The 17,248-nt window shown below is 67.0% G+C and carries 8 protein-coding genes; 5 read left to right on the top strand and 3 right to left on the bottom strand.

Annotated elements, in window-relative coordinates; genetic code table 11:
- The first annotated feature begins 59 nt into the window (after positions 1-59).
- Positions 60-575 (top strand): hypothetical protein, encoded by a 516-nt coding sequence (locus DEIDE_RS09325; protein ID WP_162485435.1) that lies wholly within the window; start codon positions 60-62, stop codon positions 573-575.
- Between the two features lie 15 nt (positions 576-590).
- Here the strand turns inward: DEIDE_RS09325 and DEIDE_RS09320 are convergent, their stop codons facing one another.
- The gene (locus DEIDE_RS09320; protein WP_041227200.1) at positions 591-1,244 is read right to left on the bottom strand and encodes a histidine phosphatase family protein; all 654 of its coding nucleotides are present in this window, start codon (positions 1,242-1,244) and stop codon (positions 591-593) included.
- Positions 1,241-2,155: an oxygen-dependent tRNA uridine(34) hydroxylase TrhO gene (trhO, locus tag DEIDE_RS09315; RefSeq protein WP_083764245.1), complete on the bottom strand. Its 915-nt coding sequence runs from the start codon at positions 2,153-2,155 to the stop codon at positions 1,241-1,243. Before trhO ends, DEIDE_RS09320 begins: the two co-directional genes overlap by 4 nt.
- Positions 2,156-2,285: 130 nt before the next feature.
- Here trhO and DEIDE_RS09310 point away from each other — a divergent pair, with 130 nt between their 5' ends.
- The 4 genes from DEIDE_RS09310 to DEIDE_RS09295 all read left to right on the top strand — a co-directional run bounded on the left by DEIDE_RS09310 (position 2,286) and on the right by DEIDE_RS09295 (position 6,391).
- Positions 2,286-2,768, top strand: a complete 483-nt coding sequence (locus DEIDE_RS09310) for a c-type cytochrome (RefSeq protein WP_012693704.1) — start codon at positions 2,286-2,288, stop codon at positions 2,766-2,768.
- 78 nt (positions 2,769-2,846) lie between these two features.
- Positions 2,847-4,934 carry an ABC-F family ATP-binding cassette domain-containing protein gene (locus DEIDE_RS09305; protein WP_012693703.1) on the top strand — a complete coding sequence of 696 codons (2,088 nt, stop codon included), beginning with the start codon at positions 2,847-2,849 and terminating at the stop codon, positions 4,932-4,934.
- Between the two features lie 86 nt (positions 4,935-5,020).
- On the top strand, positions 5,021-5,827 hold the full coding sequence (locus DEIDE_RS09300; RefSeq protein WP_012693702.1) for a hypothetical protein: 807 nt from the start codon (positions 5,021-5,023) through the stop codon (positions 5,825-5,827).
- A gap of 114 nt (positions 5,828-5,941) precedes the next feature.
- Positions 5,942-6,391 (top strand): hypothetical protein, encoded by a 450-nt coding sequence (locus DEIDE_RS09295; RefSeq protein ID WP_012693701.1) that lies wholly within the window; start codon positions 5,942-5,944, stop codon positions 6,389-6,391.
- 194 nt (positions 6,392-6,585) lie between these two features.
- On the opposite strand, the gene DEIDE_RS09290 is transcribed toward DEIDE_RS09295, so the two are convergent.
- Positions 6,586-17,121, bottom strand: coding sequence for a translocation/assembly module TamB domain-containing protein (locus tag DEIDE_RS09290; RefSeq protein WP_012693700.1), 10,536 nt, complete (start codon positions 17,119-17,121; stop codon positions 6,586-6,588).
- Positions 17,122-17,248 lie beyond the last annotated feature (127 nt).

Here is a 17,248-nt window from a genome sequence, read left to right as displayed (position 1 = left end):
AGCACCTCATCTGAGGCAAGCCTTGATAGGTCTGTCACCTAATGTGAGCTGTGCACAAGTTGAAGCTTCTGTTGCTGCTCCCGCTGCTGGCCAGTTGTGGCGTGATTCCTCTGCCCGAAACTGCTGTTCCTGACTTTGACTTCCTCTATGCCGTGAATAACCTCAAGCCCGCTGAAGTCCTGTACATGGCAGAGAATCAGCTGGACCGTCTGGAGATTCCCCGGTTGCCTTATCAGGACATCACTTTTGGCGCCCTGCTCGTTTCCCGCAGTGCCGCACCCCTGGTGCGCCTGCAGGTGTTTGCTTCTGCGTCACGTCCGCCGTGCCCGGTTGTGTCCTCCGGCGTCCCCGGATATGGGAATACCTTGCGTTGTACGGGACCAGCAGGAGGGCAGGCCCTGGCAGAAGTCACATTGAGACCGCACGAGCGAACGCCTGTTGTCCTGCAGGGAGAGCAGCTGAACCAGAGCTTCCGGACAGGCCGTCTTTATCTGGGGATCCGCGTCCTTGAAGGCGCGCCCCGGGCCACGGACCGCGTGGATGTGGTCCAGATCCGGGCCCGGGGGCGGCTGTAGCCCTTAAAGCTGACTTTAGCTGTCCAGGTGCCCGGACTGCGCCAGTACGGTACTCCGGATCTCCCGTGTCTGGGGGTCGAGCGTCAGCGTGGAGTACGCCGTGTTGAGATGAAGCAGCGTGCGCTCGCGGAAGGTCTGCTGGTAATCCAGACCCAGCAGCCGCGTCAGTGCGGCGCCGACGGCAATGCCGTGAGATACCACGATGACAGTCTGTCCGGCAGCCGGCCAGTGCCGCTCAAGGTGCCTCAGCACCCGGTCCCCACACTGCTGAGGGGTTTCGCCGCCCGGAGCGCAGCAGTCCGGATCTCCATCCCAGAAGCGGCCGTACAGCTCCGGATGCGCGGTCTCGATCTCGGCGTAAAGCTGGCCTTCCCACTCGCCCAGCCCGATCTCGCGCAGGTCAGGGGAACGGTGCAGCGAGCCGCCCAGAACTGTGTGCAGCGCCTCGGCGGTGGCTGCGGCGCGCTGCAGGTCGCTGCTGTGAATCAGCGGATCGCGGACACCCAGGGCCTTGAGGTGCTGGGCGAGCTTCCGGGCCTGCTCATGGCCGGTGTCGTCCAGCAGCGCGTCGATATGTCCCTGCATGCGCCGTTCCAGGTTATGGGCGGTCTGTCCATGGCGCACCAGAATCAGCTGAGCGGGCGCCAGCAAAGTGGCAGTCGCGCTCACAGCTGCCCGCGGTCGTACATCTGCTGGCGGTCCCGGAAGGCGGCCTTCTGGGCCTCGGTGGTGTCCGCGTGGCAGTGCGGGCAGCTCACCCCACGCTCGAACCGGGGACTGGCCAGATCTTCCCCGGTCAGCGGCCAGCCGCACGAGTGACACATCTCGCCTCCTCCCGGCGTCAGTCCATGCCCGACTGTTACCCGGCCGTCAAACACGAAGCATTCGCCTTCCCAGCGGCTCTCTTCGCGCGGCACTTCCTCCAGGTAGCGCAGAATGCCCCCCTGCAGGTGGTAAACCTCCTGGAAGCCCTTCTGCCGCAGCAGGCTGGTGCTTTTCTCGCAGCGGATGCCGCCGGTGCAGAACATCGCGATGCGCTTGCCTTCGGCCCCGGCCAGATGTTCATCCACCCACGCCGGGAACTCCCGGAAGCTGTCCAGACCCGGATTGACTGCTCCCTGAAAGGTGCCGGCCTGGACCTCGTAGCGGTTGCGGGTGTCCACCACGATGACATCGGGATCGGCTGTCAGGGCGTTCCACTCGTCCGGGCTCAGATAGGTGCCGACCTGCTCACGCGGCTCGACCGGGACTCCCAGCGTCACGATCTCCTTTTTCAGCCGGACCTTCAGCCGTTTGAACGGCTGGTGAGGGCTCAGGCTCTCCTTGTACTCCAGGCGGGTAAAGCCCAGCTCCAGCAGGCGGTCATGCAGGGCGGTAATGGATTCACGGGAGCCAGCCACTGTGCCGTTGATGCCTTCGGAAGCCACCAGCAGCGTGCCACACAGCTGCAGCTCCTGGGCGAGGTCCTGCAGGATGCCCCGGAGCGCGGCTGGGTCTTCTATGGCCCGGAACTGGTACAGGGCCGCCACCACCCAGCTTCTGGGTGTGGAAAGGGTGTCGGGCGAGGAAAGACACATCATGGCAGGCGCAATGATACCGGCCGGGGTTCAGGGAGTGTGGTCCGGGTGTACGATAGACGGGTTCTGTCCTCAGGTCCCCCAGATCACGTGCCCCGGTTCCGATGTCCTTGATTTGTTCAGGAGGTTGACCATGATGCATCGTTCTGTACTTCGTCTTTCTGGCGCGAGTCTGGGACTCGCGGGTGCGCTGGCCATAGTTCTGGCCGCTGCGCCCGGAAGTGCTCAGACAGGCAGCGCCCAGACCGGAAGCAGCCAGGCGGCTGCGGCGCCCATGCCCAGCTTCACATCCGCACAGGTCACCCTGGGCGCACGAGTGTATACCCAGAGCTGCCAGGGCTGTCACGGCGACAAGTTGCAGGGAGGCCGCTCACCGGCCCTGATCGGCGAGAAGTTCCTGGCAAAGTGGGCTGACGGCAAGCGGCCGGTCGCTGACCTTCACGGTTACATCGCCAAAAACATGCCCCGCAACAAACCTGGCACCCTGACGACGGCTCAGGCCCTGAATGTCACGGCGTTTGTGCTGTCCAAAAACGGCTACAAGGCGGGCAAACGCTCCCTGACGGCCACGGCCCTCAAGGTGCCCCTGAGCGCCCCGGCCACCCAGACCCCCTGAGCAGCACAGGCACTCAGGCCGTCCATTAAGCCATTCACCGACTGGCCGGGGCGGGCGCACTTTGTTAGCCTCCAGGGTGTGTCGACCCTGCTGAGCGCCGAAGCGCTGGCCGTGACCTTCGGGGAGCGGCCGGTGCTGTCTGGTGTGTCGCTGAGTGTCGCTTCAGGCGAGCGCGTGGCCCTGCTGGGGCGTAACGGGGCGGGCAAAACCACCCTGCTGCGGATCGTGACCGGCGAGTTGCGGGCCGAAGAGGGAGAGATCTGGCAACGGGAAGACCTGCGGCTGAGCGTGCTTTCGCAGCACCATGCCCATCCACCGGGTCTGAGCGTGCGGGCACTGGTCGACGCTTCGCACCCCTACCGTACGCAGGAAACCGAACTGCTGGCGCTGGAAGCCAACCTGGGCGATCCTGACACGCTGGCAGCCTGGAGCGCCCTGCACGCCCGCCTGGAGGTGGCCGAGGCCTACGCCTGGCCGTCGCGCGTGCGCCGAATTCTGGGCATGCTGGACCTGACCCGGTTCCTGGGCAGGGAGGCTGCCACCCTGTCCGGCGGCGAGCGCACCCGATTGGCGCTCGCGTTGGCGCTGGCCCGCGAGCCGGACCTGCTGGTGCTGGACGAACCTACAAACCATCTGGACATCCGGATGCGCGAGTGGCTCGAGCAGTGGTTGCGTACCTTTCCGGGCGGCGTGCTGCTGACCAGTCACGACCGGGATTTTCTCGACGTTGTAGCGACCCGCAGCCTGTGGCTGGAGGCCGGCGAGGCCACCGCCTACCCGGGTGGTTACAGCCGCGCCCGCGCCCAGCGCGACCTCGAACGCCGGACCCAGGCCCGCGCACACCGCCTGGGAGAACGTGAAGCCAGCCGCCTGCAGGGCAGTGTGGAGTGGCTCGACCGTCGTGGGCGCCGGTCCTCGGCCATGCGGAGCCGCGCCGAGCGGGTGGCCGTGACCGAGGCCCCCCTGCCTGAACGACAGCTCCGCATGCGTCTGCTGGCCGGCACGGCACGGGCGCAACTGGTGGCCTGGGGTGAACATCTGAGCAAGCGGTACGGCGATCACATGGTCCTGCATGACGTGGCGTTCAAGCTGCGTCAGGGAGACCGGGTGGCCCTGATGGGCGCCAACGGCACCGGCAAGACCACCCTGATGCGCCTGCTGGCCGGAGAAACCTTTCCGGACGAGGGTGCGTCGGCCCCGGTCCTGCGGGTGGCGGTGGGGGTCAGCGTGGCCAGCCTGGACCAGATCTGGCACGGCCTGACTCCGGGTGAGGGCCTGCGGGCCCAGTTCGAGCGGCGCTTCGGGTCGCGTGCGCCCGCCCTGCTGGGAGGCGCGGGGTTCACGTCTGCCGACTGGCTCAAGACGCCCGAGGTGCTGTCCGGCGGCGAGCGGGCGCGCGCGGGGCTGGCGCTGGTCAGTGGGCTGCGGGCCGATCTGCTGCTGCTGGACGAGCCTACCAACCACCTGGACGTCGAGGCCCTCCAGGCTCTGGAGGCGGCGGTGCACGCCTACGCCGGTGCGGTGGTGATCGTCACCCACGACCGGCGTTTTGCGCGCGAGGTCGCCAATCGCCTGTGGGTCATTGAGGACGCTCAGTTGCGCGAGCCGCAGGGTTGGGGCAGCCGGGAGTACAGCGATCCGGCCCGCAGCCTGGAGGGTGACCCGCCCCCGCCGCCACCTCCACCCACTTCCCGCCAGCAGCTGGGCCCGGTGGAAACACAGCTTTCCGCGCTGAGAGCGGCGCTGGATGGACCACCTGGCAGTCTCAGTGGCAGGGAAGAGGCCCGGCTGCGTGCCCAGGCTCACCATCTCCAGGTGCGTCTGTATGACCTCTACAGTGAGGTCTACGCCGCTCCGCAGTACGACGAGCAGGTGCGCGAGCCGCCTCTTACGGTACGTGCGCAGCGGCTGGGCGACTGGCCGAATGGGCAGCGCGGCGGCATGTTCTGGGCCGCGCACGATGATGACTGTCCACATCTGGCGTGGGACGGTCAGACCCTGCGCTTCAGCGAGTCGCCCGAGGCATGGTTCGGCGCCGCGTTGCTGGCAGGTGCGCTGCGTATTCTGTTCGAACGCTGGAATGCCGGAAGGGTTCAGCTTGGGCAAGGCGGCCCGGTTTTGACTCGCCGGGCGTACTTCGAGCAGCTGGGATTTATCCAGTCCTGAAATTAGGACCCACCGTGAGTCAGGAGGAATGCTGGCCAGACGCATCTGGTGCAGCCCGGCTCCATGACGCCGGATAAGCTTTTTGGATGGCGTCCCCCGATCAGCTGCTACATCGGCTTTCTGAAATTGCAGCGTCCCTGGAGCAGAGTGGAAAGGCCCAGGCATTGATCGGGCTTGGCTCGACTGGGCCCGAGCAGTGGCGCCTGGACAACTATTCTGACCTCGACTTCTTTGTGGTCGCCGACCTCGGACAGAAGGCAGCTCTTCTGGCTGATCTGTCGTGGCTGACCTGCATCGCTCCCCTCGCGTTTTTGTTCCGGAACACTGCCGATGGGTATAAGTGCCTGTATGAAGACGGCATCTTCTGCGAATTCGCCGTGTTCGAAGCGCATGAGCTGCCGGGCATTCCCTTCGCGCCTGGCAGCATGGTCTGGAAGAAAAAAGACGTTCCCGACATCCTGGCCCGGCCCACTCAGCGACGTTCAGTGCCGCCCGTGGACCTGGAAGGGGAAACAGGAGAAGCGCTGACCAACCTGTTCGTCGGGCTGCAACGGTACGCACGCGGCGAGCGACTTTCGGCGTTCCGCTTCGTTCAGGGGTACGCCCTGGACCGTGTGTTTCGTCTGGCATTGCATCTGGAGGCATCTACCAAGGGCATGGAAGACGTCTTCGCCGTGGAGCGGCGCTTCGAGCAGCGTTTTCCGGAGGTGGCCACTCAGCTGCCAGCGTTTGCACCTGGGTACGTCCGGACTCCGCAGGCCGCACTCGCGATCCTCGAATGGCTTGAAGCTCGGGTGCCAGTCAATGCGGCCATGGCCGCGGCCATCCGGCATCTGTACGGCAAGAGCGTACAGGATGACCATACCCGGGCTGGCGCGCATCAAGCGCTGTAAAAAGTGCCGCTGCTCCGCGGAAGCATGATCTGCGCGCGGAAAACGTTCGGTCCACAGGTGATCCGCCGCAGGGCTGGTCGGCCTGCGCCTTCCGCCTCCGCTATACTTCCGCGCATGGAAGATCTCATCAGGGGCCGTCTCGGCGGCGCGGACGGGTACGATATCCGCTGCGCCATCGACGGCGACACCATCAAGGGCCGGGCTGGCGGCAAGCTGCACGGCAAGGACATCAATCTGGAAATCACCGAGCGCGGCGTGCAGGGCAGTGTCGGTCCTGACAGCGTACGCATCGAGCTGCAGGACGGCGAACTGCGTGGCAACGTGGGCGCGCAGAAGCTGACCCTGCGGGGTGTGGACCGCGTGACTGGCTTCCTGGGCGAGCCCATCGTCGGCTGGAACATCGTGGCGCACCAGAACGGCGAGAAGCTGGCTGGTCAACTGGGCAGCACCGTGCTGGGCCGCCCCTTCGAGCTTGATCTGGGCAGCGCACCCGGCTGGGTGGGCACCCTGGTGGCCGTGGTGGCTTTCTACGCGCTGGAACCCCGCGCAAACGTCAGCCGCTAACGGGCGCAGCGTTTCAGTGGGATAGGCCCTGAAGCGCTTTTTCGATTCGCATCACCAGAAGGACCGTCTGAGGATTTTCCAGTCAGACGGTCCTTCTGACTGTCTGCGTGCCTGAGCTACTCGCTGGTGCCCCGAAGAAGGGCCGCCCAGGAAATGTTTCCTGGGCGGCCCCTGTGTTTTCCGGTTGGTCTCGTTCAGCGTCCGCCGATACGGTAGGTCACGCCGAAACGCAGCCGGGTGCTGGCCTCAGCGCTTTCTACACCGATACTGACACTGGTACGGGGGTTGATGTTGTACCCGGCACTGAAGCTGGGGCGGATGCTCTGCAGGTTCAGGCCGTTCAGTGGTGTGCTCACCTGGAAGGTAAACCGGTTGTCAGGCGTGTTGTAGGTCGCGTTGATCAGGCCCTCGCCGTTGAGGTTCACCTGGTACTGCAGGTACAGTTCGCGGGTCAGATACGAGCCGACGGTCAGTGTGGCTCCTACCGAGCCGTCCGCGTTCAGCAGCTGCGGTGTCAGCCGGAACACATCCAGCCCGAAGGCCCTGGCGAGGCTGCGTTCCAGCTCGCCCAGAACGAACACATTCAGGGCGGTCTGCAGTGCGCTGGCCCCCAGCGACGCCAGATTGTTTGGCAGGGCCGTGAGGTTCGGCACGCCGGTAGCCACCAGGGCATACAGCTCGGCCTCGGTGTACACCAGTCCGGTGGCCGGGTCGGAGCAACTTGAGGTGGCCGCGGAAGGTGCGCAGCTGAGCACGGTGTTCAGCTCCAGCCCCCGGTCACCTTCCGGGCGGGTCACGAAGTTGCCCTCGACACTCAGGTTCACCGGCACCCGCTGCCTCGTGGACGCTGCTAGTACCGTGCCCGTGGCATTGAGGGTGAAGCGGGGGTAGAGGCTCTCGCCACTGAAATTCACAGTGCTGGCTGTAATGTTGAATTCGTTTTCCCGAAGGAAGATCACGCCGCGCTGCGCCACGATGTCGCCGCGCACCAGGGGACGGGCCCCGGTACCGGACAGCACCAGACTGCCGGAGAACTCGGCACGTGCCAGATTCTCGTCCACCCGGATTCCGTTGGGAGCGCGCAGCAGAATATCGCCGAACACCAGCCGTTCCAGGAAGGGCAATGCCGGGCGGGCTGCCTCACCGTCCTCAGCCGGTCGTGGGAAGGTCGTGAACTCTGGTGGGAGCGGGCTGTCGTAATCGTCGGTGGTGCGCCCGCCTTCGCTGGCTGTCCGGGTGCGGCCGGGCGCAGGAATCACTTCCGGGGCATTGACACGGCCCAGAATCAGGCGCAGGAAATCCGCCGTCCCGGTCACCCGGACCAGATCACCGTCATCGACAGCGCGCAGGTCAGCATTCAGGATGCTCTCGCGTCCATAGATCACGGCCAGGGGAAGGTTGTAGTTCCGGGCCGTGACGCTCAGGTCCCACTGGGGGGCAACCGTTCCGCTGAGCTGCAGGACGCCCGCGCCGGCTGCCGGGTTGGTGCTGCGGCTCTGGGCGTCCACGGTCCAGCGGTTGCCTGCCGCCTGGGTAATGGTCATGGTGGTGTTGGGCAGCGCTCCCAGGGCTTCGGGTGCCAGCAGGCCGCTGGCGGTAATGACCGTGCCGCTCAGGTCGCCCAGTGTGAGCTGGCCGCGCAGCGTAACGTTCAGGTCCGCGCCGACCGTGCCCCCGGTCAGCACCCGGCCGCCGCCCGTGAATGCTCCGCTGTCCGGCAGGTCGCCGGAGAAGGAGGGCACCTGCAGGCTCAGGCCGGCAACTGTGCCGGACAGGTTCTGGGCACGCAGCACACCGCGTGGGCGGTCGTACGTGCCTGCGGCGCTGAGGGTGATCGTGCCTTTCAGGGAGGGGTCCAGCTCGGCAAGGCCCGGCACCAGCTGCAGCACCGGGGTAAAGGTGGTGTTCGTGAACTGCGCAGTCAGGTCGACCCGCTCACGCGTGAACTGGCCCCGCACGTCCCACGTTCCCGCGCCCGAGAGCTGCACGTTGATGCTCCGCAGTTCGCGCCGGGCATAGTCCAGGGTGCCGCTGCCCATCAGGGTTTCGGTGACAGCGTCCTTGCCCTGGCCACTGGTGGCGCTGACACGGATACGCTCGGCCACCACGGTTGCCTCGCCGGCCTGCGGGTCAGCCAGCGGGAAGCGGAAGCGGACCACACCCGTGACCACACCCTCACCTGGGACGGTGCCCAGTGCGGCCGCAGCCGCCGCACCCAAGGGCAGCCCCCGCAGGTTGCCCTGCCCGAAGACCTCACCGGCATTCAGGCCCGCCGTGAACTCCGACTGGCCCAGGAATCCACGAATACGCCAGTCCCCGGATACCTGGGTTCCTTCCAAGCGGGCGCGCAGGGTGCGCGGCCCGACCTTCAGGACGTCAGAACGGAGCGTAAAGGTGCCGCCGCCGTCGCGCAGGTTGGCTTCTCCGCTGACCGGACCGGACAGGCCGGGAGCAATCTTCAGATCGGCAATTTCAAGGTCGCTCAGCGTTGCTCTGAGGCCGTAGCCATCTTCGGTCGGTTGCAGGGCCAGGGCACCCTGCAAGGTTGGAACCAGATCGGCGATGCCCCCCGAGGCGTCCACGCGGACCTGGCCGGCCGTGTCCCCGTTGATGGTATTTCGGGCCACCAGCCGGGCCTCAAAGGTCTGTCCGTTCAGCGTGACGCGTCCATCCGCACGCAGGTTCTGGCCAGCCAGGTCCAGCGGGAAACGCGCAGCGTCCAGCGTGCCGCGGAGCCCACCTTTGTCTGCATTGACATCCACGCTGAGCGTGCCGTATTCACGTGTCAGGCGGCCACCCACGCGTCCGGTCCAGTGGTCCGGACCCTGGGCAGCCGTGACGTTCAGGGTGCCGCTGGACAGGGCCAGGCTTGCCTGAACAGCTGGGCGCGCCGCACGCAGGGTGATATTCCCGCTGACCTCACCGTCCAGATCCACGCCCAGGTAGGGGAGGGTATAGGGCGTGCGCAGCCCCGAAATCCGCAGCGTCACCTGACCGTCCTGGGTCGCTGTGGTGACGCTGCCCTGAGCCGTCAGGGTGCCTCCCAGTCCATCGAGCCCAAGCCGGGCCAGATTGAGGCCAGGCAGATTGGTCGCCACCTGACCGTCCTCCCAGGTCAGTGTGCCGGCGCGCTCACCATCGCTTACGGTCAGGTCGGCCCCGGACAGGCCGGCTGTGCCGCTGGCGCGCCAGTCGCCGCGGCGCACGCTGAGCAGCACGCTCGGATCGTCCACCGGACCGCTGGGAGTCACATTCAGGCTGAGTTCGGGCCGGCTCAGGCTGACTGCGCCGCTCCAGCGCCATGCCCCTGTTTCTCCTGGCCTGACCTCCACGACTCCACTGGCCGAAGCTTCGGGACCGTCCACCAGCCGCACCTGCACGCCTGATGTGTTGGCCACGATGCGCGCCCCGGCGCCCAGCAGCCCGGCGTCACCCTGTACCAGGGGATGGTTCAAAGGTCCACTAACACTCAGTTGCACCGGACGCGAGAGCACGCCCTGAGGCCCGCCTGTGACGCGCGCTGTGCCGCGCCATCCGGTGCGAGCACTGGCCTGAACATCCACGGCCGCGCGCAGTCCCTGCAGGCCACCCAGGCTGCCCCGGAGGCTCAGGGCTTGTGCGGCGTAGGAGGCGTTCAGGGTTCCTTTCAGGGCTCCGGTAGCACCCACGCTCAGCTCTGTGCGGCCACCGAGGTCGGCGTTGCCACTGACACTCAGGATGCTTCCGGCGGCGTTCAGGCGCAGGTCACTCAGCTGGGCCTGTGGGCCCTCAAGAGTGGCGACCGTGCGGCCAGACTGGGTCAGTGTGCCCCGCAGGCCGGCCAGGGTACCACTGAACGTACCAGTCGTATTCTGCAGCTCGACGCCAGCGGCCACTGCATCGCGGGAAGCCAGGGAGCCTGCCAGGGTGGGGGCCAGGAGGGTGCCGCCCAGCGTGGCGCTCACCGACAGCTGACCCGTGCCGTCTACCAGGGGCAGCGGGGTCAGAGCCAGCTGCCCTTTCAGTCCCGGAACCAGGCCCTGCCCGCCCGTCAGGGTCAGGCGGCCGCTGCCGAGCTCGCCGGCATTCACGTTGTAATTGCCCTGGGCGTCACCGCGCAGGATCACCGGCGTCTCAATTCCGTCTACCTGCGCCTGCACGGTTCCGGCCAGGCGAGGCCACATCCCGCTGAGGTCCAGCGTCGCCCTGTTCTGGTCCTGGATGACCGTGCCGTACACCCGGGTACGCAAGGTGCCGCGCTGCAGGTCCAGGTCCGAAGCCTCGGCATACAGGGTGCCGCTCGCGTCGCCTTTCAGGGTGGCGCGGGCGCTCAGACGCGGGTCGCGCACCCGGCCCGCCACGGTCAGCAGTGCATCGAGGTTCTCAGTGCTGGCATTGACCGTCCCGGTCATGGTGGGATCGGCCGCCGCTCCGCGTAAGGTGAGATCTGCGGTCAGCGTGCCCCTGCCCAGTGAGGCCGCGCCCACATAGTTGGTCGGAAGGTCACGCACGGTCACGCGCACTCCAGCCGGAAGGGCACCGTCGGCCCGCAGCAGGCCGCCACGCAGGCTGCCAGCCAGTGCCGTTTCCAGAGTGGTTGGCGTGTAGGTCGCCGAGCCGTACAGGCTGAACGGCCCAGTCTGTGCCTGCTCGCCTTTCAGAGCCACGTTGCGCAGCACAATGCGCTCCGGTGAAGCGTTCAGGCTGCCGCGGGCTTCCAGAGTGCCCGCGAAGGTCAGGGCGTCGACATCCAGTCCGGCGGGCAGCAGGCGCGCAAGACGAACAGTATCGGCCCGCAGGGTCGCCTCGTAACGGCCGCTGCGCAGGAGTGCTCCGCCAGCCACTTTGGGTCCGGCCAGACGCACGCTGAGATCCCCGGCGCTGTAGCTGGCACCCAGGTCTCCGCTCAGGTCGCCTGCCGTGTCCTGTACCCGGCCGGTAAAGCCGGCTTCCAGCGCCGACCATGTGCGCCCTGCCAGGGTAACCCCACCTGTCAGGCGCAGCTGATCGGTACGGCCCCAGAGTGCTCCTACGTCAAAGGCCTGCAGGGTCAGGGCGCCGCCTGGCCGCAGCGGCAGGTTGGCACTCAGCGCCCCAGTCAGACTGGCGGAGCGGGCACCCTGACCCACACGCGCCGCCACGTTAAGGGTGCCGCGGCCATCAAGCACAGCGTCCAGCGGTCCTCCCGGGACATCGCCCACCGCGCGTAGCGAACCGGTCCAGCCTGCAAGGGTGTTCCACCCGGCCGTGCCATCAAGGCGCACGGTCGTGTCACCGCTGATAAAGGGAGCATGCACGGTCAGGCGCGCCGTCTGCAAGCCACCCAGGGCGTTGGTGCCCAACTGGCCGCGCAGGCTGCCGGAAAGCGGAGCTCCGGTGAAGCCAGCCTTCCAGTCCTGGCCCAGCAGCCGCGCCGTGACCGCAGAGCCACCGGCCTGCAGTCCACTTCGTGTGTTCTGCAGCTTGCCCTGCACAGAGATGTCCGGCTTCCTCAGGGCGCCGCGTACCTGTGCGGTGTAGCTTCCAGGCAGGTAGTCGGTGAGCGTAGCGCGGGCACTCAGGTTCAGGGCTGGGAATACTGTGCCAGACAGGCGCGCCTGGACTCCGTTCAGGGCGGCCGAGGCGCCGCTCAGGCGCAGGGTGCCGTCCTGGAAGGAAGCGGGGGCGCTGAAGGTCACATCCCCTACGGTTCCTGCTGCGTTCAGGCGCAGGTCTCCCAAGGTGCCGCTGAGGGTGGCGCTGACGCGGCCACTCGTGCCGGCCAGGGCCTGCAGGTCCGGAACGTTCAGGCTGCCTGCAACTCCCCATCCGACCAGATCAGTGCTTTGGCCCTGCTGCGCGGTGAGGTTCACAACCGCGCCTGCGGCACTGCCGCTCAAGGCCAGGCGGGCCTGTGATCCGGTCAGGCCGGTTGCCGTGGCGCTGAGGTTCAGGGTGCGGCCCTCAACCGTTCCGGCTGCCCGGAGGATCAGAGCCTGTTCGGCCCGGCCGGTCAGCGTGCCGCGAACATCGTCCACACTGAGCACGGCGTTGGCCTCGGGGTACAGCGGACCAGAAACCCGGATGGTGCGGTCTGCAATCGTGCTGGTCAGGTCGGCGCTCAGTTGCCCGCGCGACAGGCTCAGGCGGCCCGTCGCCCGTTCACCCTGGGCGCTCAGGTCCACCAGGGCCCGGCCGCTGGCGCGCTCAAAGTCCAGCTCGGGAATGTTCAGGTCCAGGTTCATGCGGCCCCGTGCTCCGGACAGGACAGGCTCCAGGGTCCGGGCGTCCAGTGAGGCTCCGCGGACCGTCAGGGTCCGGCCGTCATACCGCAGCGGCACCCGGGTGCCGGGGTGGGTCAGCGTGCCGGCCAGGGTAATCCGGCGCACCCAGCCCAGGCGTGCGTCCAGATTCAGGGGCGCGCCCTGATAGCGGGTGCCGTTTGTCCGGAGCAGCGCGCCGTTCCTCGTGAGCTGGGCGACCAGCTGGCCGGGGACGACCAGTGGACGCACCGACTGGGGCAACCGGCCCAGAATGGGGGAGAGGCTCGTGGTGACCGTGCCTCCCAGCGCAGGCAGCAGCGTGACCTGGCCCCCCAGCGGTCCGGTGGGGAGGGCCGCAAGGACCTTGCTGTTGCCGGTCAGACGTGCTTCGCCTGGCTGGGTATTCAGGGCGTACCGAATTCTTTGGGCGCCGCTCCAGAGACCATTGGTGTAGGTCAGGCCTCCGGCGCTGACGCGCAGGTCAGTCACTGACGCAGTCAGGGGGAACACCTGTGCCGGTACTGTCAGAAGCGCCGGGTCAGCGCCGAAGTTCTGAGCGTTCAGGCGCAGGGTCCCGCGCAGGGCGTCGAGATCGCCAGTGGCGCTCGCCGTGAAATATGGCCCTGTGACCACGACATTCACGTCCGAGACCTGATTGGGAAGCGTCAGACGACCGCTGGCACGGACCTGCTGCCCGGCAAACTCGCCAGTCGCATTCAGGCGGCCGCCCGCCGCGACCACGGTCAGAGGTCCGGCGCGCAGGGTGCCGGCAAGCTGTCCATTCTGTGCTCGCAGGGACCCCCGCAGTGTCTGTCCGGCGATCTGTAGCCCAGCTGTATTGATATCGAAATCTGACAGGCTGCGCAGTGTGACGCGGGCTGAACCCCCTGCCGCGTCAAAGACGCGCAGAGAGCCACGTGGCTGGTCGCCCAGACCGGTGACGCGGCCGTCCACGGACAGGCCATTGGCCACGGCGCCGCGCACGCGCAGGTCGTAGCGTCCATCGGGTAACGACGCAGTGCCGGAAGCGCGGAGCCCTTCACGGCTGCTGGCCTGTACGCGCAGAGCCTGCCAGGGCCCGTTCAGATTCAGGGTGTAGCCCTCCAGGGTGCCGCGCGCTGCTACCTGACCACGGAACCCGGGTCCCCAGCTGGCCGAGCCCTGCACCTGCCCCGTGCGGCCAAAAGCGCTCAGGAGCTGAGTACCGGTCAGGCGAACCAGACCACGGTCAGCGTCGTAGGTGGCCTGCAACCCACCCCAGGTGCCGTTGACGCGGAGGTCCGGCGTCAAAGTGGCACGCAAGTTAACTCCCTGCGCTGGCACCGTGACTCCGTTGAAGGTCAGGGCGCCAGTCCGCCCGGTGACCTGGGCACGCAGGGCGTCGTAGGGACCCGAAACGCTGGCCTGCAGGGTCTGGCCCTGAGCGCGCACGATGCCGGAGGTCTGCACGTCAGGGTAGACCTGTCCGGCCAGTTGCGCTTCGACGCCATCCGCGGCGCGGACCCGCAGCCTGGCATTCACCGGTCCGACGGCGCGGGTCAGCGTGCCGGTGATCTGGGTGCCGGCCACGCGGGCATTGACGTCGGCGCCGCCTCCCAGGCCTGCGAGGTTCAGGTCCAGTGTGCCGCTCAGGTCCGTCTCTCCCAGCAGCGGCCGCAGAGCACCCAGGTCCACCCGGCCAGTGGCGTCCAGGCGATTCCCATTCAGGGAGCCGCGGGCGGTCTCGCCACGGGTTTCCAGCGAAAAATTCACGCCGCGGTCCAGGCTCAGGGTGCCGCGGATGTCCGTGCCTACCACTCGCGCTACGGTGCGGAAAGGAGCCTGAAGGCCGGTATCGGCGACAACCGTCACCCCGTTCACCGTGCCGCGCAGTGAGGCCGTACGTCCCCGACCCACCGCCCGCACATCGAACCCCTCCCCCTGGGCCTGCAACGTTCCAAAGGCCTGCAGGTCCCGGTTGACAGTCAGATTTCCGCTGACACGAATACCGTTTGCCACCTGGGTACCCGTCAGGCGGATCAGGCCGCGGTCAGCCTCATAGGTGGCTCGCAACCCGCCCCAGGTGCCACTCGCGCTGAGGTCCGGAGTAAGAGTAGCTCTGAGATTGACGGGCTGGGCTGGCAGAGTCACGCCGCCCAGCGCTAGAGCCGTGGTCTGCCCGGTGACCTGGGCACGCAGGGCGTCGTAGGGACCCGAGACGCTGGCCTGCAGGGTCTGGCCCTGAGCGCGCACGATGCCGGAGGTCTGCACGTCAGGGTAGACCTGTCCGGCCAGTTGCGCTTCGACGCCATCCGCGGCGCGGACCCGCAGCCTGGCATTCACCGGTCCGACGGCGCGGGTCAGCGTGCCGGTGATCTGGGTGCCGGCCACGCGGGCATTGACGTCGGCGCCGCCTCCCAGGCCTGCGAGGTTCAGGTCCAGTGTGCCGCTCAGGTCCGTCTCTCCCAGCAGCGGACGCAGGGCACCCAGATCCACCCGGCCAGTGGCGTCCAGGCGGTACCCTTCAAGGGTACCGCGCGCGGTCTGGCTGCCGGTTACGAGAGTAAAGGTGAGAGCCCGACCTACGCTCAGGGTGCCGCGGATGTCAGCGCCTTCCACCCGCGCGGCAGTCCGGTATGGTGACTGAAGCTCTGTGTCAGCCAGCACGGTGACGCCGCCGGCTGTGCCGCGCAGTGAGGCCGTGCGTCCGCGGCCCACCGCCCGCACATCGAACCCCTCCCCCTGGGCCCGCAGGACGCCGTAAGCTCGCAGATCATTGGTGACGTTCAGGTCACCGCTGACCCGGATGCCGTTGGCCAGACGCAGGCTGCGCATGCTGGCTCCAAACACCCGGTTGTTCCAGACCAGCCGCTGTGCTCCTGGCCGGAAGGTTCCGCGCTGCCGAACATAATTCACGCTGACCGGCCCGGTCAGCGTTTCCTCCAGCCCAGGCACCCGCGCCGAAAGCTGACCGGTCACGTCACCACTGGAAAGATTCACCCGGCCGCTGCCGTTCAGGGCCACGCCCAGGCCGCTCAGGTTTTGTGCCTGCCAGTTCCCGATCAGGTCACGGTTCAGGTCCAGCTGCACTGGCCCCAGGTCAGCTTTCAGACCGCGCTCGTTGTAGGTCACGACTCCAGCCAGCGAAAAAGGCCCGGCCTGGCCGCCACTGACCACCGCACGCAGATTTTCCGGTGTGCCAGTCAGGGCCACGCGTGCCAGCGCCTCCCCGTAGTCGGGGTTCAGAACGGCATTGATACGGGTGCCTCTCAGGGCGACCGTGCCAGATACCGGGCCACCCAGGGTCGCGCCCGAGAGGGCCACCACATTCTCGGCATTGATATCGCCGCGAACGTTGAGAGGCTGGCTGCCGAAGTCTCCGACCCAGCTCGCCCGGCCCTCACGGCCGATGGCCCAGCGCGCGGTGAGCTTCTGGGAGCCGGACAGCGCGGTCAGGGCACTGAACGCCAGATCATTGGTCTGACTGGCCTTGTCGCCGTCCCGGCTGAGGTAGGTGTACTCGGCTTTTGCGTCACGAAACGGCACACGGGCAAAGGAACCCGACGCTTTGGCATAGCCCTTGACCCGGACGGTGCTCCAGCCGCCAGCAGTGACCCGAAGTTCCATCGGGCCTTCACCAACAGTGTCCAGTGCCTGCGCGAGGCCGGAGACAGTCGGCCGGGCATCGGCCGTCAGAGTCCAGTTGCGCGCCTTGAGGTCCACGCCGCCGTTTGCATTGACCGGGCCATTCCATCCACGTCCGGCCAGCTTGATACCAATCTGATCGCCCCGGTGTCGGGCGCTTCCGGCAATGTTGCGCACCACCACAAAACGTGCGTCAGGAACCCGGAGTGCGCCGCCGCGCAGGTTGAGGTCGCCGTGGACCGGGCCCTGACCCACGAGGTACCGGCCCGTGATACGCCCGGCTGTTACACCCGGCCAGTAATGGTTCAGAACCCGGGCATCGGCGTCTACGTCAATTCGGTAGGTGTTGACTCCGTTGTTCTCACCGATCACGACGTCAGCATTCAGCTCGCCCTCGGTGGTGCGGCCGCGCACCGCCAGTGTTCCATCCCCGGTGCGGGCAGCACTGAACGAGCCATTGGGGACGTTCAGCCCCTGACCATTGACATTGACGCGGGTGCTATGGACATCCACGCCGCTCAGAACGACCTTCCAGCCACCGTCCTGCTGTTCGTCAGTGCTTGAAAGCAGCTCGCTCAGTTTCAGGTTCACAGTCGCGTCGCGTACCGCTACATTCAGCCGAACCGTGCGGGTGCGTGGATCAATCCCCGTGACCCTGACATCAGCCTGTTCTGCCTGAGCATTCAGCCCCGGCAGAGCCACCCGGGCCCCCCGAATACTGGGTGACCACAGCGTGCCACCAACTCCCTCAACACTGATTTCTGCGTCCTGGGCCAGGCGCGACAGCACCCAGCGCCCCAGCAGGGCCGGTGAAAACGCGACCAGTGCGCTCAGCAGCACGGTCGTGAACAGGAGAATCCATGGCCACCTGGCCCGTTGTCGCACGCGGATTTGTTCCTCACCCGCTGGGGGCGTGGACGGCTCGGGTGGCACAGATGGTCCGGTATTCACATGCCACCGGCCCGCTGCACCGCACGCAGGCAGAGTCTCTCGTTACGTTCCGGCATTCATA

Origin of the sequence: Deinococcus deserti VCD115 (assembly GCF_000020685.1) — a bacterium.
GTDB classification, from domain to species: domain Bacteria; phylum Deinococcota; class Deinococci; order Deinococcales; family Deinococcaceae; genus Deinococcus; species Deinococcus deserti.
Note: the sequence above shows the minus strand (reverse complement) of the source record. Positions and strands in the feature narration are given on the sequence as shown.

What these genes read in the sequence shown, in the direction of transcription:
- trhO (WP_083764245.1), bottom strand. Translation starts at nt 2,155, where the DNA reads ATGATGTGTCTTTCCTCGCCCGACACCCTTTCCACACCCAGAAGCTGG.
- DEIDE_RS09310 (WP_012693704.1), top strand. Translation starts at nt 2,286, where the DNA reads ATGATGCATCGTTCTGTACTTCGTCTTTCTGGCGCGAGTCTGGGACTC.
- DEIDE_RS09300 (WP_012693702.1), top strand. Translation starts at nt 5,021, where the DNA reads ATGGCGTCCCCCGATCAGCTGCTACATCGGCTTTCTGAAATTGCAGCG.
- DEIDE_RS09295 (WP_012693701.1), top strand. Translation starts at nt 5,942, where the DNA reads ATGGAAGATCTCATCAGGGGCCGTCTCGGCGGCGCGGACGGGTACGAT.